Raw genomic sequence first — 25,735 nt, 5'->3', positions numbered from 1 at the left:
AGATGAACGAACGGGGCCTTGGGCCCCGTTCTTGTTTGCCGATCAGCTGGGCATCAGCACCATGTTGTCGCGGTGGACCATCTCCGGCTCGGCCACATAGCCCAGCAAGCGCTCGAACTCCGCCGAAGGCTTGCGGCACAACAGCCGCGCCTCCACGCTCGAGTAGTTGGCCAGGCCCCGCGCCAGCTCGACGCCCTCCGCGTCGCGCACCGCGATCACGTCGCCGCGCGAGAACTCGCCCGACACGCCAGTCATGCCGATCGGCAACAGGCTCTTGCCTTCGGCGCGCACCTTGGCCGCGGCGCCTGCGTCGACGACGACGGCGCCACGCAGTTGCAGATGGTCGGCCATCCAACGCTTGCGTGCCTGGTGCTTGGCCGTTTGCGCCACGAGCAGCGTGCCGATGGATTCGCCGCGCGTGAGGCGCAGCAAGGCGTCGGCCTCGCGGCCCCAGGCGATCACGGTCGAGGCGCCCGAGCCCGCGGCGCGCTTGGCCGCCAGGATCTTGGTGATCATCCCGCCGCGGCCGATGCTGGAGCCCGCGCCGCCTGCCATGGCTTCGAGTGCCGGGTCGCCTGCGGCGGCTTCGTGCACGAACCTGGCGTCCGGGTCCTTGCGCGGATCGGCCGTGTAGAGGCCCTTCTGGTCCGTAAGGATGATCAGCGCATCGGCTTCGACGAGGTTGGCCACGAGCGCGCCGAGCGTGTCGTTGTCGCCGAACTTGATCTCGTCGTTGACGACGGTGTCGTTCTCGTTGATGACCGGCACCACGCCCAGGCGCAGCAGCGTGACGAGGGTCGAGCGCGCATTGAGATAGCGCTCGCGGTCGGCGAGGTCGGCGTGCGTCAGCAAGACCTGGGCGCTGCCGATCTGGTTTTCGCGCAACTTGGTCTCGTACATCTGGGCCAGGCCCATCTGCCCGACGGCTGCGGCAGCCTGGAGCTCGTGAATTTCATGCGGCCGCGTGCGCCAGCCAAGGCGCTTCATGCCCTCGGCGATGGCGCCGCTGGACACCATCACAACCTCGCGCCCTTCGCGCACCAGCGCGGCGAGCTGCCGGCACCATTCGCCGATGGCGGCTTCGTCCAGACCGCGGCCCTCGTTGGTCACGAGGCTGGAGCCCACCTTGACGACGATACGGCGGGCATCCCGCAAGGCAGTGGATCCGGAATTCGAGGTCATGGAGGGGTGTCGCGGTCGTGAATGCTGCTGATTTTGTGATCTGTCGAGGAGCATCGATTCCGATGCCGTGCCGCACTCAGGCCGGATCGGGCGGCAGCTGGACAAAGCGCGGATCGACCTCGACCGGCACCTGTTCCGCCACCTGCTGGGCCTTGACCTGCTGGTAGACGGCCTGCACCAGATGCTCGCAGCCCTCGCGCGTGAGCGCCGAGATCTCGAACACAGGACCCTTGAAGCGCAGGCGCTTGACGAAGTCCTTGACCAGCGCCGCGCGCTCGTCGCCGGGCACCATGTCGAGCTTGTTCAGCACGAGCCAGCGCGGTTTTTCGAACAGCGCGGCATCGTATTTCTTCAGCTCGCCCACGATGGCCTTGGCCTGGGCGACGGGGTCGACGGCATCGTCGAACGGGGCCATGTCGATCACATGCAGCAACAGCCGCGTGCGCTGCAGATGGCGCAGGAAGAGGTGGCCGAGGCCGGCGCCTTCGGACGCGCCTTCGATCAGGCCGGGCAGGTCGGCCACCACGAAGCTCTGCTCCGGACCGACGCGCACGACGCCGAGATTCGGGTGAAGGGTGGTGAAGGGATAGTCCGCGATGCGGGGCCGGGCGTTCGAGATGGCGCTGATCAGCGTCGACTTGCCCGCATTCGGCATGCCGAGCAGGCCGACGTCGGCGAGCACCTTCAGTTCGAGCTTCAGGCTTTTCTTTTCACCAGGCCAGCCGGGCGTCTTCTGACGCGGCGCGCGGTTGATGGCGCTCTTGAAACGCATGTTGCCGAAGCCGCCGTCGCCGCCCTTGGCGATGGTGATGACTTCACCTTCGGTCAGGAGTTCGTACAGCACTTCGCCCGTTTCGGCATCGCTGATGATCGTGCCGACCGGAACCTTGAGCGTGATGTCGTCGCCCGCTGCGCCGAACATGTCGGAGCCCATGCCGTGCTCGCCGCGCTTGGCTTCATGCCGGCGCGAATAGCGGAAATCGACCAGGGTGTTGAGGTTCGAGTCGGCCACCGCGAACACGTGGCCGCCGCGGCCGCCGTCGCCGCCATTGGGGCCGCCGAATTCCTTGTACTTCTCATGACGGAACGACACGCAGCCGTTGCCGCCATCGCCGGCGGCGATGTCGATGAAGGCTTCGTCTACGAACTTCATGGGATGTCCAGTCTACAAATGAAGAAGCCCCGGCAAAGCGGGGCCTCGGGCTGGTCGAAGTGACGCGAGGCTTACGCCGCGGGGGTCACGTTGACCATGTGCTTGTTGAGCGCACCCTTGTGACCGAACGACACGTGGCCGTCGACCAGGGCGAAGAGCGTGTGGTCCTTGCCCACGCCGACATTCACGCCGGGGTGGAACTGGGTGCCGCGCTGACGCACGATGATCGAGCCTGCGCTGATCAGTTCGCCGCCGAACGCTTTCACGCCGAGCATCTTGGGCTTGGAATCGCGCCCGTTTCGCGTTGAGCCGCCGCCTTTTTTCTGTGCCATGGAATGTGCTCCTTAGCCGGCGATCGCGCCGATTTGCAGTTCGGTGAACTGCTGGCGATGGCCTTGACGTTTCTGATAGTGCTTGCGACGGCGCATCTTGAAGATGCCGACCTTGTCGTGCTTGCCGTGCGACAGTACCGTGACTGTCACCGTTGCGCCGGACACCAGGGGCGTGCCAACCTTGATTTCAGCGCCGTTTCCGACAGCCAGAACCTGGTCGATCACGATTTCCTGGCCTACGTCCGCAGCAATCTGTTCTACTTTAATTTTTTCGCCGGAAGCAACGCGATACTGCTTGCCGCCGGTTTTTATGACCGCGTACATGTAAGACCTCTTAGAAATGAGTCTCCGCAGCGAATTCCGCAGAGCCCAAAATTATAGCGCGGTTTGTGTTCGCTAACACCCCCTGCCTCGATCGAGCCCCGGCAAGCAGGCCGCCCTCCCTATAATTTGCGCCTTCCGACCCCCGGGTCGCCTTCATCTTCAGCAGCGCGCCGCGCCTCCGCTTTGCAAGTCCCCGCCGCCGACACCTCCCCCACCGCCACCGTGCTGGACCTGATTGCCGGCGACATGGTCGAAGTCGACCGCGTGATCGCGCGCCGCCTCGACACGGGCGTGCCGCTGGTCAGCCAGGTTTCCCAATACATCATCTCCGCCGGCGGCAAGCGCCTGCGGCCCGCGCTGCTGCTGTTGATGTCGGGCGCATTGGGTTACACAGGCGACCAGCGCTTCAACTTGGCCGCCGTGGTGGAGTTCATCCACACCGCCACCTTGCTGCACGACGACGTGGTCGACGAATCGACCCTGCGGCGCGGTCGCGCAACCGCCAACGAGTCGTTCGGCAATCCGGCCAGCGTGCTGGTCGGCGACTTCCTGTATTCGCGCGCATTCCAGATGATGTTGGACGCAAACAACATCCGTGTCATGGAAATCCTGGCTGAAGCGACCAACGTGATCGCCGAAGGCGAGGTCCTTCAGCTCATGAATATGCACGACGCGTCGCTGGACGAAACAGCATACCTGCGCGTGATCCGCTCGAAGACCGCCAAGCTTTTCGAAGCCAGCACCCGGCTCGCCGCCGTGCTGGCAGGCGCCTCGCCGGAAACCGAAGACGCCTGCGCCACCTATGGGCAGGCACTGGGCACGGCCTTCCAGGTGATCGACGATGTCCTGGACTATGCAGGCGATGCCCATGAAACCGGAAAGAACGTCGGCGACGACCTTCGTGAAGGCAAGACCACGCTTCCCCTGATCTTTGCCATGCAGCGTGGCACCCCGGCGCAAAGCGGACTGGTGCGCGCCGCCATCGAGGCGGGCGATACGGCGCAGCTGGGCAAGGTGGTGGAGATCGTTCGCGAAACCGGCGCCCTGGATGCGTCTCGCGCGGCTGCGGCAGCTGAAGCAAAACGCGCAATTGATGCGCTGCGCGACTTCCCGTCCAATTCGCATGCTTCCGGTTTGCTACAATTGGCGGCTCAGTTGCTTGAGCGACGTGCCTGAAACACCTCACCAGAGTTGGCATCTAGGACGACTTCTTTTTCTTGCAACCAATCGGGGTGTAGCTTAGCCTGGTAGAGCGCTACGTTCGGGACGTAGAGGCCGGAGGTTCGAATCCTCTCACCCCGACCAGCCTTCACGGCTGGCATAAATAATGGCCACGCCTGTTGCTGTGTAGCGATTTACAGCACGGGGGCGATGAGCGATGATCGTGAAGCACTTTCTCACATCTTTTGCAATTCGCTGAATGGCCGCTGCCGAACTTCCAGTTAAAGAACTCTCGCAAGTTGCCCTGCCGGGCTTGGCGCGCGCACTGGTTTCGGCCGGCAAGTTGCCCGCGAAGATCGCGGAGGACATCTACCAGAAGTCCCTGAGCGGCCGCACCAGCTTCATCGCAGAGCTGACCGGTACCGGCGCTGTTTCCGCAGCAGATCTGGCGCACACGCTTTCCACCGCCTTCGGCGCGCCGTTGCTCGATCTCGACGCCATCGACCACCAGCGCCTGCCCAAGGACCTGCTCGATCCGAAGCTCTGCCACGCGTACCGCATCGTCGTTCTCAGCAAGCGCAACAACCGTCTCATCGTCGCAACAGCCGACCCCTCGGACCAGCAGGCGGCGGAAAAGATCAAGTTCGCCTCGCAGATGGGCGTGGACTGGGTCATCGCCGAGTACGACAAGCTCTCGAGAATGATCGATGCCGCCGCCGCGAGTGCAGCGGAGACCATCAACAGCATCGTCGGTACCGAATTCGAATTCGACGACGCGTCGTCCGACGCATCGAACGACGTCAGCGAACAGGCAGTTGCCGAAGTGGAGGATGCGCCGGTCGTGCGCTTTCTCCACAAGATGCTGCTGGACGCCGTCAGCATGCGCGCTTCCGACATCCACTTCGAGCCCTACGAGCACCACTACCGCGTGCGTTTCCGGGTCGATGGCGAACTGCGCGAAATTGCCAGTCCGCCCACGGTCATCAAGGACAAGCTGGCGTCGCGCATCAAGGTCATTTCGCGGCTCGACATCTCCGAAAAGCGCGTGCCGCAGGACGGCCGCATGAAGCTCAAGATCGGGCCGGACCGCGTGATCGACTTTCGCGTGAGCACGTTGCCCACGCTGTTCGGCGAGAAGATCGTGGTGCGTATTCTCGATCCCAGCAGCGCCCGCCTGGGCATCGATGCGCTGGGCTACGACGCCGTCGAAAAGGAACGACTCCTCCACGCGATCGGCCGGCCTTATGGCATGGTGCTCGTCACCGGCCCCACGGGCTCGGGCAAGACGGTGTCGCTTTACACCTGCCTGAATCTGCTGAACCAGCCGGGCGTCAACATTGCGACGGCAGAAGATCCGTCCGAAATCAACTTGCCGGGCGTCAACCAGGTCAACGTCAACGAACGTGCCGGGCTGACCTTTGCCACGGCATTGCGGGCTTTCCTGCGCCAGGATCCCGACATCATCATGGTCGGCGAAATCCGCGACCTTGAAACTGCCGATATCTCGATCAAGGCCGCGCAAACGGGCCACCTGGTGCTCTCGACGCTGCACACCAACGATGCGCCAACCACGCTCACGCGGATGCGCAACATGGGCATCGCACCCTTCAACATCGCATCGAGCGTGATTCTCATCACCGCACAGCGCCTCACGCGCAGGCTTTGCACGATATGCCGTGTGCCGGCCGACATTCCGCGCGAAGCATTGCTCGAAGCAGGCTTCAAGGAAGAAGACCTCGACGGCTCATGGAAGCCTTACCGCCCCGTGGGGTGTTCGGCATGCAGCAGCGGCTACAAGGGCCGGGTCGGCATCTACCAGGTGATGCCGATCACCGAAGCCATCCAGGAAATCATCCTGCGCGATGGCAGCGCGCTGGACATCGCCCAGCAATCCGAGCGTGAAGGCGTGCGCTCGCTGCGCCAGTCGGGTCTCGGAAAAGTCAAGCAGGGTCTCACTTCGCTCGAAGAAGTGGTGGCCTGCACCAATGAATAACGAACACTGAATACCGGAGATCGAATGGCAACAGTGGCATCCTCCCGCACCCAAGTCACGCACAAGGAATTCGTCTTCGAATGGGAAGGCAAGGACCGCAACGGCAAGCTGGTGCGCGGTGAACTCCGGGCCGCCGGCGAAAACCAGGTGCAGGCCGCGCTGCGCCGTCAAGGCGTGCTCGCCTCCAAGATCAAGAAGCGCCGCATGCGCTCGGGCAAGGCCATCAAGCCCAAGGACATCGCGATCTTCACGCGCCAGCTCGCCACCATGATGAAGGCCGGCGTCCCGTTGATGCAGTCCTTCGACATCGTCGGCCGCGGCAACGCGAATGCAAGCGTGTCAAAGCTTCTCAATGACATTCGAAGCGACGTGGAAACCGGCACGTCGCTGTCGGCGGCTTTTCGCAAGTTTCCGAAGTATTTCGACAACTTGTACTGCAATCTGGTGGAAGCGGGCGAAGCGGCCGGTATCCTGGAAGATCTGCTGGACCGTCTTGCCACCTACATGGAGAAGACCGAGGCGATCAAGTCGAAGATCAAGTCGGCATTGATGTATCCGACTTCCGTCGTCGTTGTCGCGTTCGTGGTGGTCGCGATCATCATGATCTTCGTGATTCCGGCCTTCAAGCAGGTCTTCACCTCGTTCGGTGCCGACCTGCCCGCCCCGACACTGTTCGTGATGGCCATGAGCGAGTTCTTCGTGTCTTACTGGTGGCTGATCTTCGGGGGCATCGGCGGCGGGTTTTACTTTTTCATGCAGGCATGGAAGCGCAACGAGCGCATGCAAAAGTTCATGGACCGCTTGGTTTTGCGCATACCGATTTTTGGCACGCTGATTGAAAAATCCTGCATCGCACGGTGGACGCGAACGCTTGCCACCATGTTTGCGGCCGGTGTGCCATTGGTCGAAGCGCTGGATTCCGTGGGAGGGGCTTCCGGCAACTCCGTCTATGGCGATGCCACTGCCAAGATCCAGCAGGAGGTCTCGACCGGCACCAGCCTCACGACCGCCATGACCAACGCCAACCTGTTTCCCTCGATGGTGATCCAGATGACCTCCATCGGCGAGGAATCCGGCTCCATCGACCACATGCTGGGCAAGGCGGCCGACTTCTACGAATCCGAGGTGGACGACATGGTCGCCGGCCTCTCCAGCCTGATGGAGCCCATCATCATCGTGTTCCTCGGCACGATCATCGGTGGCATCGTGGTGTCGATGTACCTGCCCATCTTCAAGCTCGGCCAAGTCGTCTGATGCTGGTTTCGCAAGGGTTCGACGCCGCATTGGCCGGCGTGCTGGGGCTATTGATCGGCAGCTTCCTGAACGTGGTCATCTACCGAACGCCGGTCATGATGTACCGGGAGTGGCTGTCCGATGCGGTCGCCAACCTGATGACGTCGAAGGACGTGCCCTCGCTCTGGTCGCTGGTCTTCGGCCCGAAGACCACGCCGCCCGCGGGGCTCGAAACCGCGGCGGACAAGGCTGCAACGGCGATCGAGAACCTCCCGCCCTTCGATCTCACCCGCCCCGCGTCGCGCTGCGGTGCCTGCGGCCACAAGATTCGCTGGTACCAGAACGTCCCCGTCCTGAGCTACCTTTTCCTGCGCGGCCGCTGTGCTTCGTGCAAGACCTCGATCAGCCCCCGCTATCCCTTGGTCGAACTGATCACGGGCGCCCTCTTCGCCCTGTGCGGCTGGCGCTTCGGCTTCACGCCTGCTGGCGCTTTGTGGGCGGCATTCGCAGCGCTGCTGATCTGCCAATTCCTGATCGATTTCGACACCCAGTTCCTGCCCGATTCGCTGAACTACGCCCTGCTCTGGCTGGGCCTCATCGGTGCGGCCATGGACTGGACCGGCGTGCCCCTGAGCTCGGCCGTGTGGGGCGCCGTGTTCGGCTACCTGAGCCTCTGGCTTGTGTACCATGCCTACCGCCTGGTCACGGGCAAGGAAGGCATGGGCTATGGAGACTTCAAACTGCTCGCAGCGCTGGGCGTCTGGCTCGGTGCCGACTACCTCATCGCCATCATCCTCGTCTCTTCGCTGGTGGGCGCCGTGATCGGTATCACCCTGCGCCTGGTCGGCAAGCTGGCCCACAAGGACATCCCGATCGCCTTCGGCCCCTTCCTGGCGGGCGCGGGCCTCGTGTGCCTCGCGATCGGCCCCGAACTCGTCAGGCAATGGGTCCCCTTCGCGTTCCCGCTCGGCGCGCTGATCCATTGAGAAACCCGACATGGTTCGGCGCATCGGCCTGACGGGCGGCATCGGCAGCGGCAAGAGCACCGTTGCCGCGCTGCTGGTTGCCCAAGGCGCTGTGCTGGTCGACACCGATGCGATCGCAAGAAGCATCGCGCAAGCTGGCGGCATCGCGATGCCCGCCCTCGAAGTCACCTTCGGCCGCACCGTCATCGCTGCGGACGGCGGCCTCGACAGGGCCGCCATGCGCCAGATCGTGTTCGCCGATGCCGACGCCAAGCGCCGCCTCGAATCCATCCTGCACCCCCTGATCGGCACGGAAACGCAGCGACAGGCTGCTGCCGCAGGCAAAGACGCCGTCGTGGTGTTCGACGTGCCGCTTCTCGTCGAGTCCGAGCGCTGGCGCGCCATCGTGGACCGGGTGCTGGTGGTCGACGCCACCGAAGCCACCCAGCGCAAGCGCGTCATCGCACGCTCGGGCTGGACGCCCGCAGCCGTCGATGCGGTGATCGCCCAGCAGGCGCCGCGCCGCATGCGCCGGGCCGCTGCAGACGCCGTCATTTACAACGAGTCGTTGACGCTCGAGGAACTCGAAACCGAAGTGCAAGGTCTCTGGAAGCTGTGGGCTGCGGCCACCACGCGATAATCCGAGACCTGCCGCTGCCGCGGCCGCATAACGATTACGACAAAAAGGCGCTCGCCGCAGTGCCCTCCCCGAGATGCTTTTCAACTCGTATCCCTTCATTTTTGTCTTTTTCCCGTTGGTCCTGATCGGGTTCTTCCTGATCGGCAAGCGCAACGCCCGCGCCGCCGCCGGCTTCCTCGCACTGGCTTCGCTCTTCTTCTACGGCTGGTGGAGCGTGCAGGCCTTGCCGCTGCTGCTGGGCTCCATCTGCGTCAACTACTGGTTCGGACTGCAACTGTCGCCCGCGCCGGGTCGCGACGACCGCAAGCGCAAGACGCTGCTGATCAGTGCACTGGTGGTCAACCTGGGCGTGCTGGCCGTCTTCAAGTACGCCAACTTCTTCCTTGAAAACGTCGACGCCGGCCTGGTCGCGGCGGGCCTCACGCCGATCGAGCTGGTGCACATCGTGCTGCCGATCGGCATCTCGTTCTATACCTTCACGCAGATCGCTTTCCTGGTCGACTGCTGGCAGGGCAAGGTGCATGAGCGCAGCTTCATCCACTACCTGCTGTTCGTGACCTACTTCCCGCACCTGATCGCGGGGCCCGTGCTGCATCACGCGCAGATGATGCCGCAGTTCGCGAACAACGCCACCTACCGGGTCGACCCGAACAAGGTGGCGATCGGCATCGCGATCTTCGTCTTCGGCCTCGCCAAGAAACTCCTGATCGCCGACCCCCTGGGGCAGTACGCCGACATGATGTTCAACGGGGTGCACAAGGGCATCGAGCCCACGCTCTACACCGCCTGGTTCGGAGCGCTCGCCTACACGCTGCAGATCTATTTCGACTTCTCGGGCTACTCGGACATGGCCGTCGGCCTGTCGCTGTGCCTGGGCGTTCAGCTGCCGCTCAACTTCCGCTCGCCCTACAAGTCGACCAACATCATCGAGTTCTGGCGCCGCTGGCACATCTCGCTGTCGACCTTCCTGCGCGACTACCTCTACGTGCCGCTGGGCGGCAACCGCAAGGGCCCGGCGCGGCGCTACCTGAACCTGTTCCTCACGATGCTGCTGGGTGGCCTCTGGCACGGCGCCGCCTGGACCTTCGTGATCTGGGGCGCCCTGCACGGCCTGTTCCTCATGATCAACCACCTCTGGAACGCCAAGGTGCGGCGCAACGCCACGCCCGGCCGCATCGCCCGTGTGCTGGGCTGGTTCCTCACTTTCCTCTGCGTGGTGGTGGCCTGGATCGTCTTCCGCGCCGATGGCATGCACACGGCCATGGCCATCTACAAGGGCATGCTCGGCCTGCACGGTGCACCGCCGTCGGCGTTCAGCGAGCTGGGTCCGGTTCCGTTCCGCAAGCCAGAGTTCTTCCGGACGCTGCTGATCGGCATCGTCATCTGCCTGGCGCTGCCGCCCACCATCACGCTGGAGCGCTGGATTCCGCATCCGAAAGTTGTTGCAGGCCGGCCGGTGATGGCGTGGCTCTCGACCGCAGTCCTGGCCATCGGCACCTTCGCGCTGTTTGCCTGGTGTGTCTCGAAGCTGGGCAACTACAGCCCGTTCCTCTACTTCCAATTCTGATTCGACATGACGATGCCCGCGAAAGTCTGGCTGCGGTTCTTCTTCATCGGCTACATCGTGCTGATGGGGCTGTGGATCGTTTCGCTGACCAGCCCCATTCCCTACGGCGACCTCACGCGGATCGGGCGCCTGTCCGAGCGCGAGTTCGGCTGGACCGCGCCCCCGCCCAAGGTCGACCCCGCATTGCTCAAGGGCACGCCGGTCGATCAGGCCGACATCATGGTCATCGGCGACAGCTTCTCCATGACCTTCCGCTGGCAGTCCAAGCTCGTTGCGGCCGGCTACCGTGTCTCGACCACCTACTGGGGCCAGTACGAGAACGCGCTGTGCGGCGACTTCGACCAATGGATCCAGCGCTCTGGCTTCAAGGGCAAGCTGATCATCATCGAGAGCGTCGAGCGCCTGCTGGGCGACCGCACCAAGGACAGCGCCAAGTGCCAGAAGATGGTCATGCCCTACGACGCCATGACGCATCCCCTCGTCAAGCCCGACGAAACCGTGCCCGACGCCTCGCCCAACTGGAACGTGCAGTACATGACCGGCATCACCACGTACTACAACACGTGGAAGGCCAAGAAGGCGGCCGCCGACACCTACTTCGACTGGAACACCTGGGTGCGCCCTGTGCCCGACGGCTGCAAGTACTTCTCCCACCGGCTGTGCGACAAGATGCCCTTCTTCGCCGAGGACGAAGACAATGGCCCGCTGACCACCGCCCACCTCGAGTGGATGAAGGATTTCACCAAGGCGCACACCGCCATCCCGATCATGTGGATGGTGATCCCCAACAAGACCACGGTGTACCTGAAGCCCGACTACTCGAAGGATTTCGAAACGGGCTTCCGCGAATCGAAGCTGACGGGTCCCGACCTCTACGCTTTTACACGCGAGAAACACACCCAGGTGCGCGATTTCTATTTCTCGAACGACACTCACATGTCGATGCACGGCCAGCTCCTGCTCGGCGACCGCATGCTGGCGGCCGTGCGCGAAGTGCTGCCGACGCCCCCTTCCAAATCACCCTGAAGTTATGATCCCGCGACAGGAAACCGATAAAAACGCGTGATCCTTTACGAGTACCCCTTCAACGAGCGCATCCGCACCTACCTGAGGCTGGAACACCTGTTCCGTCGCCTCGGAGAACTGGTGCCCTCGGAATCGCCGCTCTCCCACCACTACGCCCTGATCACGATCTTCGAGATCATGGACGTGGCGGCGCGCGCCGACCTCAAGGCCGATGTGCTGCGAGACCTCGACAAGCACAAGAACGTCTTCAACAGCTACCGCGGCAATCCGGCCATCGCGGAAACCGTGCTCGACCAAGTGGTTGGCCAGCTCGAAGGCAACTTCGCCGCGCTCAACGGCGTCGCCGGCAAGGCCGGCCAGGCGCTGACGGAAAACGAGTGGCTCATGAGCATCCGCAGCCGTGCCGGCATTCCGGGCGGCACCTGCGAGTTCGACCTGCCCGCCTATCACGCCTGGCAGCACCGCGCGCCGGCGAGCCGCCGCGCGGACGTGGAGCGCTGGTCGAACACGCTCTCGCCGCTGGCCTCGTCCATCTACCTCCTGCTCAAGCTTCTGCGCGACGCCGATGTGCCCTACAAGGTCATCGCCACGAACGGGCAGTTCCAGCAGAACCTGCCGCAGGGGCGCAGCTTCCAGTTGCTGCGGCTGCGCATCGATCCCCGGCTCGGGCTGGTCCCCGAAATCAGCGGCAATCGCCTCATGGTTTCGGTCCGGCTCATGCGGCACGAGGCCGACGACCGTTTGCATCAGAGCACGGAAGACGCGCCCTTCGAACTGACACTCTGCGCATGACGGGCAAGGTGAACGACAAAGGCGAGCGGATCGTCCGTTGCCCCGCATGCGGCGGCGACAGCATCTATGCGCCCTCCAACCCCTATCGCCCCTTCTGCAGCGCACGCTGCAAGGGCGTCGATCTCGGCGCTTGGGCCAGCGAGGAATTCCGCATGCCGGCCGAGGCGCCGCCCGACGACGATCCGTTCGGCGACCCCAAGCTCCAGTAGAACGCTGCCGCTTTAACGGCTGCCGTCACCCAGAAACACCTTGTCCAGATAGCCCGCGTGCGCCCGCACGTAGAAGGGCCGCAGGTGCTCGCGGTCCTTGTAGACCGGCGTGCCGTCAGGCATGGAACGCACGCATTCGCCCGATTGGCAAAGCTGCGCCAGCACGTCGATGGCCTCCGCGCCGCTCGAAGCGGCAATGCGCTTGAGCCGCTCGTTGAGTTGCGCCTGCTCGGGTGGCAACGGGCCGGTGGTGGTGCTGGTCAGCGCCGTCATCCGCCCCATGCGGTTGCCCTCGATCAGGCGACGCGGCTCGAACTCCACGCTGCGTGCGTTGTCCAGCAGCAGGTACACCTTCTTCTTGCCTTGGACCAGTGTCGTCAGCAGCTTTTCGAGCGCGTCGAGCGAGCGCGCGAGGCCCGGCCCCCCGTTGTTGATCGGGTAGGCCGATCCACTGTCCTGGAAGTAGAAGGCCAGCGGGAAATTCCCGGTGAAGTAGCAGTTCCAGCAGGCGCCGACCACGACCGTGTCGATCCGCGGATCGAGCGCCAGTTCGAGCATGCCGGTGCGCGCCTTGTCGCAGCCCTCATTGCCATCCGACAGCACGCCGGGCACAGGCGGGCAGGCGCCATAGGTGGCGAAGTACGCCGTGGCCATCTGCCCCGGCGCACTGCGCGCGAGCTCCAGCGCGCGCGGCGCGTACTGCTGCACATGGCTGTCGCCGATCAGCAGCACCTTGCGCGCGCCGTTGCCGGTGCGCTCGACCTTATGCGCTCCGAGCTTTTCCTGCTTGAAGCCGTCGTAGTAGTTGTCGTCCACCGTGGCGTCGGTCACCTTGCGCAGCAGATCGCTGCCGTTGCGCGGCGGCATGCCGCCCAGTGCCAGCACACCGACCAGCGCGACCGCCACGCCCGAACCGGCCAGCGCGCGCAGCATGCCGACGCTCGTGCGCGCCCGGGTGAAGCGCTCGAGAAACCGGTAAGTGGCCCACGCCAGCAAGACGCTCGCAACCACCGCACCCGCACGCACCCACGCCGACGGATTGCCTTCCGCCACGATCCGCGCGTACACCAGCAGCGGCCAGTGCCACAGGTAGAGCGGGTAGCTGATGAGGCCGATCCACACCATCACCCGGTTCGAGAGCAGGTACTTGTTGAGAACCCCGCCCGGCCCGGCCGCGATGCAGCTCACCGTCCCCAGCGTCGGCAGCAGCGCCCACCAGCCCGGAAAGGCCTTGTCGCTGCGCGTCATCACGAGCCCCAGCACGATCAGCCCCACGCCCAGCACCGACTGGACATGGCTGCGCCACGCGCTCGGCGCGACCGGCTTGAGCCGCATGCACGCCAGGATGCCGCCGACCATCAGTTCCCAGAAGCGCGACAGCGGCGAATAGAACGCCGCCTCGCGGAACGGATGCACGGTCATCACGTTGACCAGGAACGACGCCACCGCGATCACCCACAAGAGCCGCACGACCGGCCAGCGCCGCCGCCACGCCACGCCCAGCAGCAGCGGCCAGAAAATATAGAACTGCTCCTCGATGCCCAGCGACCACAGGTGCAGCAAAGGCTTGGTCTCGGCCGCGGTATCGAAGTACCCCGACTCGCCCCAGAAGATGAAGTTGGCCACGAAGGCCGCCCCGCCCGCCGCCTGCTTGCCGAGTTCGGCGAACTCCCGCGGCAGCAGCGCATACCAGCCAAAGGCCAGCGTCGCCACCAGCACCACCATCAACGCCGGAAAGATCCGCCGGATGCGCCGCGCATAGAAGTCGCGGTAGCTGAAATCGCTCGCCGCGTGGCTCTGCATGATGATCGTCGTGATCAGGAAACCCGAGATCACGAAGAAGATGTCGACCCCGATGAAGCCGCCCGGCAGCGCATCGGGAAACGCATGAAAGGCCAGCACCGACGCCACGGCGACGGCGCGCAGGCCGTCGATGTCGGGGCGGTACTTGGGATGCATCTTCGGGGTCAGGCCGCGGGCACTGTGCGGCCGTCGTGCCGGCCGGTCGCCCGCATCAGGCCAGGGTCGAGACGGCCAGCGCCGCCGACGCGGGCAGGCCGCGCTCCTGCACCAGCCATTCGAGCACCGGCAGTGCGCCGGGCAGCACCGGCGCCACGTCCAGCGGCAGTTGCTGCCACGCCATCGCCTGGCCTTCGCGCATCTCGAACTCGCCGGTCCATGCCGTCACCTTGCACCAGTGCAGGCGCACCAGCGCATGCGGATAGTCGTGCTCCGTGACCTTCCAGACGGAGGCGCCTTCGATGGTGATGCCGAGCTCTTCGTGCAGCTCGCGGCGCAGGGCTTCTTCGACGGTTTCGCCGGCTTCGATCTTGCCGCCCGGAAACTCCCAGTAGCCCGCGTAGGCCTTGCCTTCGGGCCGGGTCGAGAGCAGCAAGGCGTCGTCGGTCAGGCGGATCAGCACGCCGACTGCGACCTCGGTGTGCTTGCGCGCGCCGTTCTCTTGTGCGCTCACGCGTTGCTCCGCCCCGCGTAGTCGCGGGCGAACTGGTAGGCCACGCGGCCGCTGCGCGATCCGCGCTCCAGCGCCCAGACCAGCGCCTCGGGCCGCGCCGCCGCGATGGCGGCCGCATCGACACCGAACGACGAGAGCCACTGCCCCACGATCGTCAGGTATTCGTTCTGGCTGAAGGGATAGAAGCTCACCCAGAGGCCGAAGCGCTCGGACAGCGAAATCTTCTCCTCGATCACCTCGCCCGGATGCACCTCGCCATCGTCGGTGTGGGTGTACGTGAGGTTTTCCTTCATGTACTCGGGCAGCAGGTGGCGCCGGTTGCTGGTCGCATAGATCAGCACGTTGGGCGTCGACGCGGCAATCGACCCGTCCAGGATCGACTTGAGCGCCTTGTAGCCCGGCTCGCCCTCGTCGAAGCTCAGGTCGTCGCTGAAGACGATGAACTTCTCGGGGCGCTGCGACACCACCTCGACGATGTCGGGCAGGTCGACCAGCTCGGCCTTGTCGACCTCGATGAGGCGCAGCCCCTGCGGTGCATAGGCCTGCAGGCAGGCACGGATCAGCGACGACTTGCCCGTGCCGCGCGCGCCCGTCAGCAGCACGTTGTTGGCCGGCTTGCCTTCGACGAACTGGCGCGTGTTGCGCTCGATCTTTTCCTTCTGGACGTCGATTTCCTTGAGCGAATCGAGCGCCATCGTGGCGACGTGCTTCACCGGTTCCAGCACGCCGTGGCCGGAGTTGCGGCGGCGGTAGCGCCAGGCGATCGAGGCGTTCCAGTCAGCGGGCGCGGACAGCGGCTGCGGCAGGATCGATTCGATGCGCGTGATCAGCTGTTCGGCGCGCTCGATCAGCTTCTGGAACTGCTCGTTCATGACCGGTAATCGGCGTTGATGGTCACGTATTCGTGGCTGAAGTCGCAGGTCCAGACCGTTTCGCTCGCTGTGCCGCGGCCGAGGCCCACGCGCACCGTGATCTCGCTCTGCTTCATCACGCGCTGGCCGTCTTCCTCGCGGTACGACGGGTTGCGCCCGCCCTTCACGGCCACGTGCACGTCATCCAGGAACAGGTCGATGCCGGTCTGGTCGAGGTCGGCAATGCCTGCATAGCCGACGGCCGCCAGGATGCGGCCCAGGTTCGGGTCGCTGGCGTAGAACGCGGTCTTGACCAGCGGTGAATGCGCGATCGCGTACGCGACCTGCTTGCACTCGGCAGCATCGCGGCCGCCTTCCACCTGGATCGTGATGAACTTGGTCGCGCCTTCGCCGTCGCGCACGATGGCCTGCGCCAGGAGGCGGGCAACGTTCTGCATCGCCGCCACAAGGGCCTGGCCGTCGGCCGAGTCCAGTGAGGTGATGGTCGCGTGCGCCGCCTTCTGCGTGGCGATGACGACGAACGAATCGTTGGTCGAGGTGTCGCCGTCGATAGTCACGCGGTTGAACGAGGCGTCGGCCAGCAGCTTGGCCAGCGGCTGGATCAGCGACGGATCGATCTTCGCGTCGGTCGCCATGAAGCCCAGCATGGTCGCCATGTTCGGCCGGATCATGCCGGCGCCCTTGCTGATGCCGGTGATGGTGACCGTGGCGCCGCCGATCTGGACCTTCTGGCTGAACGCCTTGGGGATCGTGTCGGTGGTCATGATGCCTTCGGCGGCACGTGCCCAGTGGTTCTCGGAAGCGTCGGCCAGCGCGGCGGGCAGGCCGGCTTCGATGCGGTCCACGGGCAGCGGCTCCATGATCACGCCGGTGGAGAACGGCAGGATCTGCTCGGGCGCGATCTCCAGCTTGCGCGCGAGCGCGATGCAGGTGGAGCGCGTGCGCATCAGGCCGTCTTCGCCGGTGCCGGCGTTGGCGTTGCCGGTGTTGATCACCATCGCGCGGATGCCGTAGTTGGCCGCCAGATGGTCGCGGCAGACCTGCACCGGCGCCGCGCAGAAACGGTTCTGGGTGAACACCCCGCCGACCGCCGAGCTTTCGTCGATCAGCACGACGGTCAGGTCCTTGCGATTGGCCTTTCGCACGCCCGCTTCGGCCACGCCGATGCGAACGCCGGGCACCGCGAACAAGGCGGCGGGATCAGGGGCGGACAGGTTCACGGGCATGGGGTTCTCTCAATGAAAGGTTCGGGACGTCAGCTCAGCTTGCCGTGGCACTGCTTGTATTTTTTGCCGCTGCCGCAGGGGCAGGGGTCGTTGCGGCCGACGCGGGCAAAGGCGGCAGCCTCGGCGCTCAGGGCGCCGGTGCCGACGGCCGCAAGGCGGCGCTGGCTTTCCTCGTCGACACGCACTTCGACCTCACCGGTCTCGGTCGGCGCGCTGTAGGTGATGTTGGCCACGTTCTCGCCGCGGCTTTCCATCGCTTCGGCGGCTTCCTCGAGCTGCTCGCCCGACTGCACGCGCACTGTCATGAGCTGGCGGGTGACTTCGTTCTTCACCGAGTCGAGCAGCTGGCCGAAGAGCTCGAAGGCTTCCCGCTTGTATTCCTGCTTGGGCTGCTTTTGCGCATAGCCGCGCAGGTGGATGCCCTGGCGCAGGTAGTCGAGCGAGGCCAGGTGTTCGCGCCAGTGGGTGTCGATGCTCTGCAGCAGCACCATGCGCTCGAATTGGGTGAAGTTCTCCTGACCGATCAGCGCCAGCTTGGCGTCGAACGTCTCGTTGGCGGCCTTGACCACCTTCTCGAGCACGTCCTCGTCGGAGATCGCGTCGGAGGCCTCGACCTCCTTCTTGAGCGGCATGTCCAGGCCCCACTCGGTGAAGAGCGTCTTCTCCAGGCCTTCCAGGTCCCACTGCTCCTCGACCGATTCGGCCGGCACGTACTGGCGCACCAGGTCCATGAAGCAGCCTTCGCGCAGCGCGGCGATCTGCGCCGTGAGGTCGGCCGCGTCGAGGATGTCGTTGCGCTGCTGATAGATTACCTTGCGCTGGTCGTTCGAGACGTCGTCGTATTCGAGCAGCTGCTTGCGGATGTCGAAGTTGCGCGCCTCGACCTTGCGCTGCGCGCTCTCGATGCTGCGGGTGACGATGCCCGCTTCGATGGCCTCGCCGTCCGGCATCTTCAGGCGGTCCATGATCGCCTTCACGCGGTCGCCCGCGAAGATGCGCATCAGCGGATCGTCCAGGCTCAGATAGAAGCGCGAGGAGCCCGGGTCGCCCTGTCGGCCCGAACGGCCGCGCAGCTGGTTGTCGATGCGGCGCGATTCATGGCGTTCGGTGGCGATGATACGCAGGCCGCCGAGCGATTTGACGAACTCATGGTCCTTGGTCCACTCCTCGCGCACATGCGCGATGTCGGCCTGCTTGGTCGCTTCGTCGCGGCCTTCGTCGTTCTCGATGGCCTCGATCATCTTCTCGATGTTGCCGCCCAGCACGATGTCGGTGCCGCGGCCGGCCATGTTGGTCGCGATGGTGATCATCTTCGCGCGGCCGGCCTGCGCCACGATGTCGGCTTCGCGCGCATGCTGCTTGGCATTGAGCACCTGGTGCGGCAGGCCCGCCTGGGTGAGCAGGCCGTCGATGATCTCGGAGTTCTCGATCGACGAGGTACCCACCAGCACCGGCTGGCCGCGCTCGTAGCACTCGCGGATGTCCTGGATCGCCGCTTCGTACTTTTCGCGCGTGGTCTTGTAGACGCGGTCGAGCTGGTCGTCGCGCTTGCTGATGCGGTTCGGCGGAATGATGACGGTCTCGAGACCGTAGATCTCCTGGAACTCGTAGGCCTCGGTGTCGGCCGTGCCGGTCATGCCGGCCAGCTTGTTGTACAGGCGGAAGTAGTTCTGGAACGTGATCGAGGCCATCGTCTGGTTCTCGGCCTGGATCTCGACGCCTTCCTTGGCTTCCACGGCCTGGTGCAGGCCGTCGCTCCAGCGGCGGCCGGTCATGAGGCGGCCGGTGAACTCGTCGACGATGATCACTTCGCCCTGCTGGACCACGTAGTGCTGGTCGCGGTGGTACAGGTGGCGTGCGCGCAGCGCCGCCGTCAGGTGGTGCATCAGCGTGATGTTGGCCGGATCGTAGAGCGACGCGCCCTCGGGAATCAGCTTGAGCTCGCCCAGAATGCGCTCGGCGTTCTCGTGGCCGTCTTCGGTCAGGAACACCTGGTGCGTCTTCTCGTCGACCGTGAAGTCGCCGGGCACCGTGACGCCTTCGCCCGTGCGGGGGTCGGCCTCGCCTTCCTGCTTGGTCAGCAGGGGCACCACCTTGTTGATGGCGAGATAGAGGTCGGTGTGGTCTTCGGCCTGGCCGCTGATGATCAGCGGGGTGCGGGCTTCGTCGATCAGGATCGAGTCCACCTCGTCGACGATCGCGAAGTTCAACACGCGCTGGACCCGGTCGCCCGGCTCGTACACCATGTTGTCGCGCAGGTAGTCGAAGCCGTATTCGTTGTTGGTGCCGTATGTGATGTCGCTGCCGTAGGCTTCCTGCTTTTCCTCGCGCGGCATCTGCGGCAGGTTGATGCCCACCGTGAGACCCAGGAAGTTGTAGAGCCGGCCCATCCACTTGGCGTCGCGGCTGGCGAGGTAGTCGTTCACCGTGACCACGTGCACGCCCTTGCCGGACAGCGCATTCAGGTACACCGGCAGCGTGGCGGTCAGCGTCTTGCCTTCGCCGGTGCGCATTTCGGAGATCTTGCCGTTGTGCAGCGCCATGCCGCCGAGCAATTGCACGTCGAAGTGGCGCATCTTCATGACGCGCTTAGAGCCTTCGCGCACCGTGGCGAAGGCCTCCGGCAGCAGGGCGTCGAGGCTTTCGCCCTTGGCCACCCGGTCCTTGAACTCCTGCGTTTTCGCGCGCAGCGCGTCGTCACTGAGCTTCTCGAACTCGGGTTCGAGCGCATTGATGCGTTCCACCGTCTTGCGATACTGCTTGAGGAGCCGGTCGTTGCGACTGCCGAAGATCTGGGTCAGGAAGTTGGTTGCCATTGGGTGGAGATGGGCGGGCGCCTGACACGACAGGCACTGCGACCGGATTCCCTAAGATATGGTGAAAGCAGTTGGGCGCGCTCGTTTCGAAATCAAGTTCGACGTGAGCAGCCTTTTTTCCGGCGCGAACGCCGGCAAACCGGGCATTTTAGCTGTCTTGTTTCTGTCTGCCGGATTACCGATGTATCGCCGCCTTCCCCCCGCCGTCAGCCTGCACCGGGCTGCAGAAGACTCCCCCACGCTGGGGAGCCTGATGGCGCGCGCGCGCGACAGCGCCGAACGCCTCAAGGCCGTGGAGGGCCTGATCCCGCCGGCCATGCGCAGCGCCGTGCAGGCGGGGCCCGCCGAGGGGGACGTGTGGTGCCTGCTGGTCAAGGGCAGCGCAGCGGCCGCCAAGCTGCGCCAGCTCGCACCGATGCTGGTGACGCGGCTCAAGAACAGGGGCTGGGACGTCGCGACGATCCGGATCAAAGTGCACACGGGACGCTGATCCGACACTCGTCCCTGATTGATTTTTCGTCTGAAAGTAGATAATATTTCCAGATGACACCCTCGACGTCGCCCGCCGACGCGCTGCTCCTGCTGCTCGACAAGCACCAGGTCAACGCCCTCCTCTCCCCCGACGATGTGCTCCAAGCCGTGCGCGAGGCCTTCGTCCTTCACAGCGGCCGCGAAGGCCGCGTCTTCCCGGTCGTGCGCGAGCCCCTGTCCACCGGCGGCGTGTTCGGCATCAAGTCGGGCGACGTGCAGGCGCAGGGCCTGCTCGGCTTCAAGGCGGCCGGCTTCTGGCCCACCAACCGGCAGCGTGGCGGCGAGCCGCACCAGGCGACGATCCTCCTGGTCGACCCCGCCACCGGCCGGCCGCTGTGCGTGATCGACGGCAATGCGATCACGACCGTGCGCACTGGCGCGGCCGGCGGGCTCGGCCTGCAGCAACTGGCACGACCCGAAAGCACGCGCCTGTGCATCTTCGGCACCGGCGTGCAGGCGCGCATCCAGCTCGACTTCGCGTTGCGCCTGCTGCCCTCGCTGCGCGAAGTTTTCTATGTCGGCACCGATGGCGGCAGCAACGCCGCGTTCGAGGAAAACTTCGCGGCGCGCTGCAGCATCGCGCCCGCCGCCGACCGCAACGCCGCCGTCGCACAGAGCGACATCGTGATCACCGCGACGCCGGGCGGCGGCGCATTGTTCGATCTCGAAGCCGTGCAACCCGGCACGCACCTGAACTGCGTGGGCGCCGACACGCGAGGCAAGCGCGAACTCCCCGAAGGCCTCCTGGCGCGCGCCCGTCTTTTCGTCGACGACCGCACGCAGGCACAGCAGATCGGCGAGACCCAATGGGCGCCCGACACGCCGAACACCGAGTTGGGCGACCTGCTGAGCGGCAAGACCCCGTTCGCCCGCGCTCCCGGCGACATCACAGTCTTCGACATGACCGGCCTTGCACTGCAGGACCTGACCGTGGCGCGCCTGCTCCACGAGCGCGCGAACGCAACGGGCACAGGCACCCGTCTCGCCTGGCCCTGGTAGATCAATGGATCAGGCGGCAGCGCCGCCGAACAGCTCGGTCATGAACTGCGTCGATTTCAATCCCGTGCCGGTCAGCAGAACGACCGTGGTTTCACCGGCCTTGATGTCGCCCCGCTGCGCCAGCACATCGATGGCCGCAGCGGCCGTTGCGGACGTCGGTTCGGCATAGAGGCCCGTCGAAGCCAGCCGACGCACCGCTGCCGCGATCTGCTCTTCCGTCAGCGTCACCGTCTTGCCGTTCGTCTCCCGCAGCGCCTGGAGAATCTCCTGCAGGCGCACCGGTCGCTTGATCGCCGTGCCCTCGGCGATCGTGGGCTTCACGATGCGATCCACCAGTGTGTCCACGCCCGCAACAAAGCTCGCATCCACAGGCGAGCAATTCAGCGGCTGCGCCACGAAGATCCGCGGCAGCTTCGCGATCTGCCCCGCGGCCAGCAGTTCCTTGAAGCCGATCCAGCATCCGAGCACATTGCTGCCCGCGCCCGCTGGAATCACCACGTTGTCGGGCGCGACGAACCCCAGGTCTTCCCAGAGTTCATAGGCCAGCGTCTTGGTGCCCTGCAGGAAGAACGGATGCCAGTTGTGGCTCGCATAGAAGATCGATTCGGACTGGCGCACCGCCTCGTGCTCGGACTCCTCGCGCGGCCCCGGCACGAGCTGCACCTCGGCGCCGAAGGCCCGGATCTGCGCCACCTTGGGCGCCGGCGTGTAGCTGGGCGCGAGCACCTTCACCCCCATGCCCGCCGCCGCGCCCGATGCGGCGATGGCCGCGCCGCCGTTGCCCGAGCTGTCTTCCAGCACCGCGTCGATGCCCAGCTGGCGCAGGAACGACATCATCACGGCCGCGCCGCGGTCCTTGAAGCTGCAGGTCGGGTTGAACCATTCGAGCTTGAAGTACGGCTCGAAGCCGCCCCAGCGTTTTTGCACCAGCGGCGTACAGCCTTCGCCCAGGCTCACCGGCTTGTCGATCGCCATCGGCAGCGCCGCGCGGTAGCGCCACACCGAACGCTCGCGCGAATCGATGTCGTCGGGCGTGATGCCGGGCAGCGGCGTCACCATCATCGGATGGCCGTCGTCGGAGCGCCAGCGGCGTTCCAAGAGTTCGTGGGTCCTGCCGGTGCGGGGATCGATATAGCGTGCGGGTTCGTGGCGTGTCATTCGCGTCTCTCCTGAAATCTTTCCAGATTTGGATAATATATCCAGATATGTACTTTTAGTACAATCTGGATTCTTCGTCCAGACCTGGATACATTCCCGGCATGAAAAAGAAGTCGAACAAACAGCTCCTGGAGATGCTGCGCAACATGGCCGAAGGCTTGGGAGAGACCTTCGCGCCCTTCTGCGAAGTCGTGGTGCACGACCTCAGCAACCCCAAGAATGCGATCTACGCCATCGAGAACAACCTGAGCGGGCGGCAGGTGGGGCAATCGGTCACCGAACTCGGGCTGGCGCGCATCCGCGATCCCGAATACCCGGCGGTGATCGCGAACTACGCGAACACCTTTTCAGACGGGCGCAAGGTCAAGAGCACCTCTATCGGCGTGAAGGACGAGAGCGGCGAGTACGTGGCCGCGCTGTGCCTGAACGTCGACCTCACGCTGTTCCAGAGCTTCCAGGGCGCGATCTCGCAGTTCACGCGCATCGACGACCGCGAGGTGCACGAGAGCCTGGCCACCGGCGCAGGCCATTCGGGGCGCATCCACGCGCGCATCGACGAGTTCGCCGCATCGCGCGCGACCACCTCGCGATCGCTGAAACCCGCCGACCGCAAGCAGCTGGTGCAGGAGCTGAAGAAAGCGGGATTCCTGGAGATTCGACGCGGCGCCGAGATTGCCGCGGCGCACATGGGCGTCTCGCGCGCCACCGTGTACAGCGACGCGAAGTAGCGACCCGGCTGCGGGCCGATCTCGCGCGCAACCCGTTGCCGGCGGCCGTAAAGGCCCGGCGATGCATCGTCGGCATGGGAGATTCCTCGGCTTCAGACGGCCGGGTCGGGCCAGCTCGGATCGCTCGATGCGTTGGCAGTAAGCATCAGCACGACATGCGCATCGGCCGCGATGGCCTTGCTCTCCCGCAGCTGCCGCAACGCGGCCAGCCCGCCGGCCGCGCACAGCTCGGCGCTCACGCCGGCCGCCGTGAGAAGCCGCCGTGCCGCACGGGCCTCCTCGTCGCTCACCACCACCGCGCCGCCGCCGGTGGCCGTCGCGGCCTGCCACTGCAGGTACGTCACCGTGGCGCCCGCCGTCGAGAACTGCGCGGTGTGGCCGGGGTAGCTCCCGTTGATCGCGCCGCCCGCGAACACGCGCGCAAGGCGCGGGAACGGCTCCACCAGCCAGAGCCGCGGCAGGCGCGGAATGCGCCCCGCGGCCAGCAGGTCGCGAAAGCCCGCATAGATGCCCCAGGCCAGATCACCGCGCGCTGTGGGAATCACGACGTGGTCCGGCAGGCCGGCGTCGGCCACGCACTCGGGCGCAATGGTCTTGTAGCCCTCGATGGCCAGCGGCGCGCTGCCAAGCGCGGGCAAGCGGTAGTTGGTCAGCGCGAGATAGCCCGGGTACTGCGAACGCTCGCGCACGAAGGCCCAGCGGCCGGCGTTGTCGGCGAACACATAGCGCCGCGCCCCCAGCGCGTCGAGCTGCCGCGTGTAGGTGGCCGGCATGCCCTCGTAGGTGGCCACCTCGCAGCGCAGGCCCGCGGCCCACGCGTAGTGCGCCGCCGATACCGCCGCGTTGCCCGACGAGGCGAGCACCAGCGTGTGGGCGCCGAAGTCCAGCGCCTGCGCCACGCCCACCGCCGTCATCCGGTCCTTGTGCGAACCGGTGGGGTTGCTCGCTTCGTCCTTGAGATTCAGCCGCGCGACGTCGAAATGCCGGGCCAGCTCCGGCATCTCCAGCATCGGTGTCTGGCCCTCGCCGAGGGTAAAGCCCGGCGCATAGGGCATGGGGATGGCATCGACGCCATCGGGCAGGTAGCTGGCACGCAGCGCCACGTGAAAGCCCGCGCGCTTGCAGGCGGGACAACCGCTGTGCGTGAGCGTGACCGGGTAGAGCGCATCGCAGCGCAGGCACTGCAACCCCTGCAGGCGCGGATTGCGCACCGGCTTGAGCGTCCGGGCGAGGCCGCTGGATGAAGGGTAGGAGGGGTCCCCCGGACGCGTGGCCGAGGGGTTTGCCGGCAGGGCGGCGAACTTGAAGTCCAGAACTGGCGAGGGCGTCACGGGAGGGGCGGGTTGGAGGTTGTGCCCGATTCTTATGCAACCGGAAATAAAATTACGCACATCCAGATACTCAATCGATAAATAAACTTATCGCTGACCGCCGATGCGATTCACCGAAATCGAAACCTTTCGTGCCCTGATGCGCGGTAGCTCCACCCGCAAGGCCGCGGCCCTGCTGCATGTGACGCAGCCCGCCATCAGCCAGTCGCTCAAGCGGCTCGAAGCGCAGGCGGGGATGGTGCTGTTCCAGCGCACCGGCGGGCGGCTGGTGCCCACGCCCGAGGCGCGCGCGCTGTGGGTCGAGGTGGAGCGGGTGTTCATCGGCATGGACGCCATCGAGCATCGCGTGAAGAGCCTGCGCGATTTCGGCCTCACGCAGCTGGAGCTCAGCTGCTTTCCTGCCTATGGCCTCGGCTTCATGCCGCGCGCCCTCGCCCGGCTGAAGGCGCACCGCGGCGCGAGCCCCTGGCCTCAGGTGTCGCTGCAGGTGCTGAGCTCCAAGGACGTGCGCGACCGGGTGGCGATGGGCATTTCCGATTTCGGCCTCATGGCCGACGAGCTTTCGCTCGAAGGCATCGACCACTCCACCTTCTCGCGTTTGCCCGGCGTGGTCGTGATGCCCGAGGGCCATGCGCTCGCGCGCTTCAAGACCATCAAGCCGGAGCAGCTGGCGGAGACGCCCTTTCTCTCGCTCAATCCCGAAGACTCCTCGCACCAGCGGCTGGAGGCCGCGCTCGCGCCGTACGGCGTGGCGCTTCGGGTGCTGGTGCAGACGCCCTATGCGGCCAGCGTGTGCGAGATGGCGCTGCGCGGCCTGGGGGTGGGCCTGGTCAATCCGATCACCGCGCTCGACTATGCGGAGCGCGGGCTGGTGGTGCGGCGGCTGTCGATCGACGTTCACTTCACCTGCATCCTGGCGCTGCCCGCGGGCAAGGTGCTCTCGGCGACGGCGCGCGACTTTATCTCGCTCATGCGCCTGCAGCTGGCCGAGGACGAGAAGCGCATCCAGCGCTATCTGCGATAA

24 protein-coding genes and 1 tRNA gene are annotated in these 25,735 nt (G+C 65.3%); 14 read left to right on the top strand and 11 right to left on the bottom strand.

Annotation, left to right across the window (positions count from 1 at the left end; all coding sequences use genetic code 11):
* Positions 1 to 42: 42 nt before the first annotated feature.
* The 4 genes from proB to rplU all read right to left on the bottom strand — a co-directional run bounded on the left by proB (position 43) and on the right by rplU (position 2,991).
* A complete protein-coding gene (gene proB, locus M2282_RS08520; protein WP_280808344.1) occupies positions 43 to 1,182 on the bottom strand; it encodes a glutamate 5-kinase in 1,140 nt (379 codons plus the stop codon).
* A gap of 76 nt (positions 1,183 to 1,258) precedes the next feature.
* Positions 1,259 to 2,335, bottom strand: coding sequence for an Obg family GTPase CgtA (cgtA, locus tag M2282_RS08515; protein ID WP_280808342.1), 1,077 nt, complete (start codon positions 2,333 to 2,335; stop codon positions 1,259 to 1,261).
* A gap of 71 nt (positions 2,336 to 2,406) precedes the next feature.
* Positions 2,407 to 2,667, bottom strand: coding sequence for a 50S ribosomal protein L27 (gene rpmA / locus M2282_RS08510; protein ID WP_013543198.1), 261 nt, complete (start codon positions 2,665 to 2,667; stop codon positions 2,407 to 2,409).
* Between the two features lie 12 nt (positions 2,668 to 2,679).
* Positions 2,680 to 2,991, bottom strand: a complete 312-nt coding sequence (gene rplU, locus M2282_RS08505) for a 50S ribosomal protein L21 (protein WP_042578903.1) — start codon at positions 2,989 to 2,991, stop codon at positions 2,680 to 2,682.
* Between the two features lie 183 nt (positions 2,992 to 3,174).
* Here rplU and M2282_RS08500 point away from each other — a divergent pair, with 183 nt between their 5' ends.
* The 10 genes from M2282_RS08500 to M2282_RS08455 all read left to right on the top strand — a co-directional run bounded on the left by M2282_RS08500 (position 3,175) and on the right by M2282_RS08455 (position 12,577).
* Complete coding sequence (locus M2282_RS08500) at positions 3,175 to 4,167, top strand: polyprenyl synthetase family protein (protein WP_280808341.1); 993 nt, start codon at positions 3,175 to 3,177, stop codon at positions 4,165 to 4,167.
* Positions 4,168 to 4,219: 52 nt separating this feature from the next.
* Positions 4,220 to 4,296: transfer RNA gene (locus tag M2282_RS08495), tRNA-Pro, on the top strand.
* A 115-nt stretch (positions 4,297 to 4,411) separates the two neighbouring features.
* Positions 4,412 to 6,145, top strand: a complete 1,734-nt coding sequence (pilB, locus tag M2282_RS08490; RefSeq protein ID WP_280808340.1) for a type IV-A pilus assembly ATPase PilB — start codon at positions 4,412 to 4,414, stop codon at positions 6,143 to 6,145.
* A gap of 24 nt (positions 6,146 to 6,169) precedes the next feature.
* Entirely contained in the window at positions 6,170 to 7,399 is a 1,230-nt protein-coding gene (locus M2282_RS08485) for a type II secretion system F family protein (protein WP_280808339.1), read from the top strand.
* Entirely contained in the window at positions 7,399 to 8,364 is a 966-nt protein-coding gene (locus M2282_RS08480; RefSeq protein WP_280808338.1) for a prepilin peptidase, read from the top strand. The genes M2282_RS08485 and M2282_RS08480 overlap by 1 nt, the downstream gene beginning before the upstream one ends.
* A gap of 10 nt (positions 8,365 to 8,374) precedes the next feature.
* Positions 8,375 to 8,983: a dephospho-CoA kinase gene (coaE, locus tag M2282_RS08475; RefSeq protein ID WP_280808337.1), complete on the top strand. Its 609-nt coding sequence runs from the start codon at positions 8,375 to 8,377 to the stop codon at positions 8,981 to 8,983.
* Positions 8,984 to 9,056: 73 nt separating this feature from the next.
* On the top strand, positions 9,057 to 10,550 hold the full coding sequence (locus M2282_RS08470) for an MBOAT family O-acyltransferase (protein ID WP_280808336.1): 1,494 nt from the start codon (positions 9,057 to 9,059) through the stop codon (positions 10,548 to 10,550).
* A 6-nt stretch (positions 10,551 to 10,556) separates the two neighbouring features.
* A complete protein-coding gene (locus M2282_RS08465; RefSeq protein WP_280808335.1) occupies positions 10,557 to 11,576 on the top strand; it encodes a hypothetical protein in 1,020 nt (339 codons plus the stop codon).
* A 36-nt stretch (positions 11,577 to 11,612) separates the two neighbouring features.
* Positions 11,613 to 12,368 carry a cell division protein ZapD gene (gene zapD / locus M2282_RS08460; protein ID WP_280808334.1) on the top strand — a complete coding sequence of 252 codons (756 nt, stop codon included), beginning with the start codon at positions 11,613 to 11,615 and terminating at the stop codon, positions 12,366 to 12,368.
* A complete protein-coding gene (locus M2282_RS08455; RefSeq protein ID WP_280808333.1) occupies positions 12,365 to 12,577 on the top strand; it encodes a DNA gyrase inhibitor YacG in 213 nt (70 codons plus the stop codon). The genes zapD and M2282_RS08455 overlap by 4 nt, the downstream gene beginning before the upstream one ends.
* A 12-nt stretch (positions 12,578 to 12,589) precedes the next feature.
* On the opposite strand, the gene M2282_RS08450 is transcribed toward M2282_RS08455, so the two are convergent.
* Genes M2282_RS08450 through secA form a run of 5 tightly spaced genes read right to left on the bottom strand, consistent with a single transcriptional unit; the run spans position 12,590 to position 19,964 of the window.
* Positions 12,590 to 14,536: an acyltransferase family protein gene (locus M2282_RS08450; protein WP_280808332.1), complete on the bottom strand. Its 1,947-nt coding sequence runs from the start codon at positions 14,534 to 14,536 to the stop codon at positions 12,590 to 12,592.
* Positions 14,537 to 14,591: 55 nt separating this feature from the next.
* Positions 14,592 to 15,050: a (deoxy)nucleoside triphosphate pyrophosphohydrolase gene (locus tag M2282_RS08445; RefSeq protein WP_280808331.1), complete on the bottom strand. Its 459-nt coding sequence runs from the start codon at positions 15,048 to 15,050 to the stop codon at positions 14,592 to 14,594.
* Positions 15,047 to 15,922, bottom strand: coding sequence for an ATP-binding protein (locus M2282_RS08440; RefSeq protein WP_093438874.1), 876 nt, complete (start codon positions 15,920 to 15,922; stop codon positions 15,047 to 15,049). Before M2282_RS08440 ends, M2282_RS08445 begins: the two co-directional genes overlap by 4 nt.
* Entirely contained in the window at positions 15,919 to 17,148 is a 1,230-nt protein-coding gene (gene argJ, locus M2282_RS08435) for a bifunctional glutamate N-acetyltransferase/amino-acid acetyltransferase ArgJ (RefSeq protein WP_280808330.1), read from the bottom strand. Before argJ ends, M2282_RS08440 begins: the two co-directional genes overlap by 4 nt.
* A 29-nt stretch (positions 17,149 to 17,177) precedes the next feature.
* Positions 17,178 to 19,964 (bottom strand): preprotein translocase subunit SecA, encoded by a 2,787-nt coding sequence (gene secA / locus M2282_RS08430; RefSeq protein WP_280808329.1) that lies wholly within the window; start codon positions 19,962 to 19,964, stop codon positions 17,178 to 17,180.
* 181 nt (positions 19,965 to 20,145) lie between these two features.
* Between secA and M2282_RS08425 the strand changes: the two genes are divergently transcribed.
* Together M2282_RS08425 and M2282_RS08420 are read left to right on the top strand one after the other, a co-directional pair.
* Positions 20,146 to 20,454: a hypothetical protein gene (locus tag M2282_RS08425; protein WP_280808707.1), complete on the top strand. Its 309-nt coding sequence runs from the start codon at positions 20,146 to 20,148 to the stop codon at positions 20,452 to 20,454.
* A gap of 53 nt (positions 20,455 to 20,507) precedes the next feature.
* Positions 20,508 to 21,494 carry an ornithine cyclodeaminase family protein gene (locus M2282_RS08420; protein WP_280808328.1) on the top strand — a complete coding sequence of 329 codons (987 nt, stop codon included), beginning with the start codon at positions 20,508 to 20,510 and terminating at the stop codon, positions 21,492 to 21,494.
* Positions 21,495 to 21,503: 9 nt separating this feature from the next.
* On the opposite strand, the gene M2282_RS08415 is transcribed toward M2282_RS08420, so the two are convergent.
* Positions 21,504 to 22,652 carry a threonine synthase gene (locus M2282_RS08415; RefSeq protein WP_280808327.1) on the bottom strand — a complete coding sequence of 383 codons (1,149 nt, stop codon included), beginning with the start codon at positions 22,650 to 22,652 and terminating at the stop codon, positions 21,504 to 21,506.
* A 101-nt stretch (positions 22,653 to 22,753) separates the two neighbouring features.
* Here M2282_RS08415 and M2282_RS08410 point away from each other — a divergent pair, with 101 nt between their 5' ends.
* Positions 22,754 to 23,380: a helix-turn-helix transcriptional regulator gene (locus tag M2282_RS08410; protein WP_280808326.1), complete on the top strand. Its 627-nt coding sequence runs from the start codon at positions 22,754 to 22,756 to the stop codon at positions 23,378 to 23,380.
* A 92-nt stretch (positions 23,381 to 23,472) separates the two neighbouring features.
* Here the strand turns inward: M2282_RS08410 and M2282_RS08405 are convergent, their stop codons facing one another.
* The gene (locus M2282_RS08405; protein ID WP_280808325.1) at positions 23,473 to 24,711 is read right to left on the bottom strand and encodes a threonine synthase; all 1,239 of its coding nucleotides are present in this window, start codon (positions 24,709 to 24,711) and stop codon (positions 23,473 to 23,475) included.
* Positions 24,712 to 24,814: 103 nt separating this feature from the next.
* Here M2282_RS08405 and M2282_RS08400 point away from each other — a divergent pair, with 103 nt between their 5' ends.
* Positions 24,815 to 25,735: a LysR substrate-binding domain-containing protein gene (locus tag M2282_RS08400; RefSeq protein WP_280808324.1), complete on the top strand. Its 921-nt coding sequence runs from the start codon at positions 24,815 to 24,817 to the stop codon at positions 25,733 to 25,735.

Origin of the sequence: Variovorax boronicumulans, from assembly GCF_029892485.1 — a bacterium.
Lineage (GTDB): Bacteria > Pseudomonadota > Gammaproteobacteria > Burkholderiales > Burkholderiaceae_C > Variovorax > Variovorax boronicumulans_B.
Note: the sequence above shows the minus strand (reverse complement) of the source record. Positions and strands in the feature narration are given on the sequence as shown.

Coding starts and splice junctions, on each gene's coding strand:
- rpmA (WP_013543198.1), bottom strand. CDS start 2,667: ATGGCACAGAAAAAAGGCGGCGGCTCAACGCGAAACGGGCGCGATTCC.
- secA (WP_280808329.1), bottom strand. CDS start 19,964: ATGGCAACCAACTTCCTGACCCAGATCTTCGGCAGTCGCAACGACCGG.
- rplU (WP_042578903.1), bottom strand. CDS start 2,991: ATGTACGCGGTCATAAAAACCGGCGGCAAGCAGTATCGCGTTGCTTCC.
- M2282_RS08480 (WP_280808338.1), top strand. CDS start 7,399: ATGCTGGTTTCGCAAGGGTTCGACGCCGCATTGGCCGGCGTGCTGGGG.
- pilB (WP_280808340.1), top strand. CDS start 4,412: ATGGCCGCTGCCGAACTTCCAGTTAAAGAACTCTCGCAAGTTGCCCTG.
- M2282_RS08485 (WP_280808339.1), top strand. CDS start 6,170: ATGGCAACAGTGGCATCCTCCCGCACCCAAGTCACGCACAAGGAATTC.
- M2282_RS08455 (WP_280808333.1), top strand. CDS start 12,365: ATGACGGGCAAGGTGAACGACAAAGGCGAGCGGATCGTCCGTTGCCCC.
- M2282_RS08410 (WP_280808326.1), top strand. CDS start 22,754: ATGAAAAAGAAGTCGAACAAACAGCTCCTGGAGATGCTGCGCAACATG.
- M2282_RS08450 (WP_280808332.1), bottom strand. CDS start 14,536: ATGCATCCCAAGTACCGCCCCGACATCGACGGCCTGCGCGCCGTCGCC.
- M2282_RS08415 (WP_280808327.1), bottom strand. CDS start 22,652: ATGACACGCCACGAACCCGCACGCTATATCGATCCCCGCACCGGCAGG.
- cgtA (WP_280808342.1), bottom strand. CDS start 2,335: ATGAAGTTCGTAGACGAAGCCTTCATCGACATCGCCGCCGGCGATGGC.
- M2282_RS08400 (WP_280808324.1), top strand. CDS start 24,815: ATGCGATTCACCGAAATCGAAACCTTTCGTGCCCTGATGCGCGGTAGC.
- M2282_RS08420 (WP_280808328.1), top strand. CDS start 20,508: ATGACACCCTCGACGTCGCCCGCCGACGCGCTGCTCCTGCTGCTCGAC.
- proB (WP_280808344.1), bottom strand. CDS start 1,182: ATGACCTCGAATTCCGGATCCACTGCCTTGCGGGATGCCCGCCGTATC.
- argJ (WP_280808330.1), bottom strand. CDS start 17,148: ATGCCCGTGAACCTGTCCGCCCCTGATCCCGCCGCCTTGTTCGCGGTG.
- coaE (WP_280808337.1), top strand. CDS start 8,375: ATGGTTCGGCGCATCGGCCTGACGGGCGGCATCGGCAGCGGCAAGAGC.
- M2282_RS08425 (WP_280808707.1), top strand. CDS start 20,146: ATGTATCGCCGCCTTCCCCCCGCCGTCAGCCTGCACCGGGCTGCAGAA.
- M2282_RS08470 (WP_280808336.1), top strand. CDS start 9,057: ATGCTTTTCAACTCGTATCCCTTCATTTTTGTCTTTTTCCCGTTGGTC.
- M2282_RS08440 (WP_093438874.1), bottom strand. CDS start 15,922: ATGAACGAGCAGTTCCAGAAGCTGATCGAGCGCGCCGAACAGCTGATC.
- M2282_RS08465 (WP_280808335.1), top strand. CDS start 10,557: ATGACGATGCCCGCGAAAGTCTGGCTGCGGTTCTTCTTCATCGGCTAC.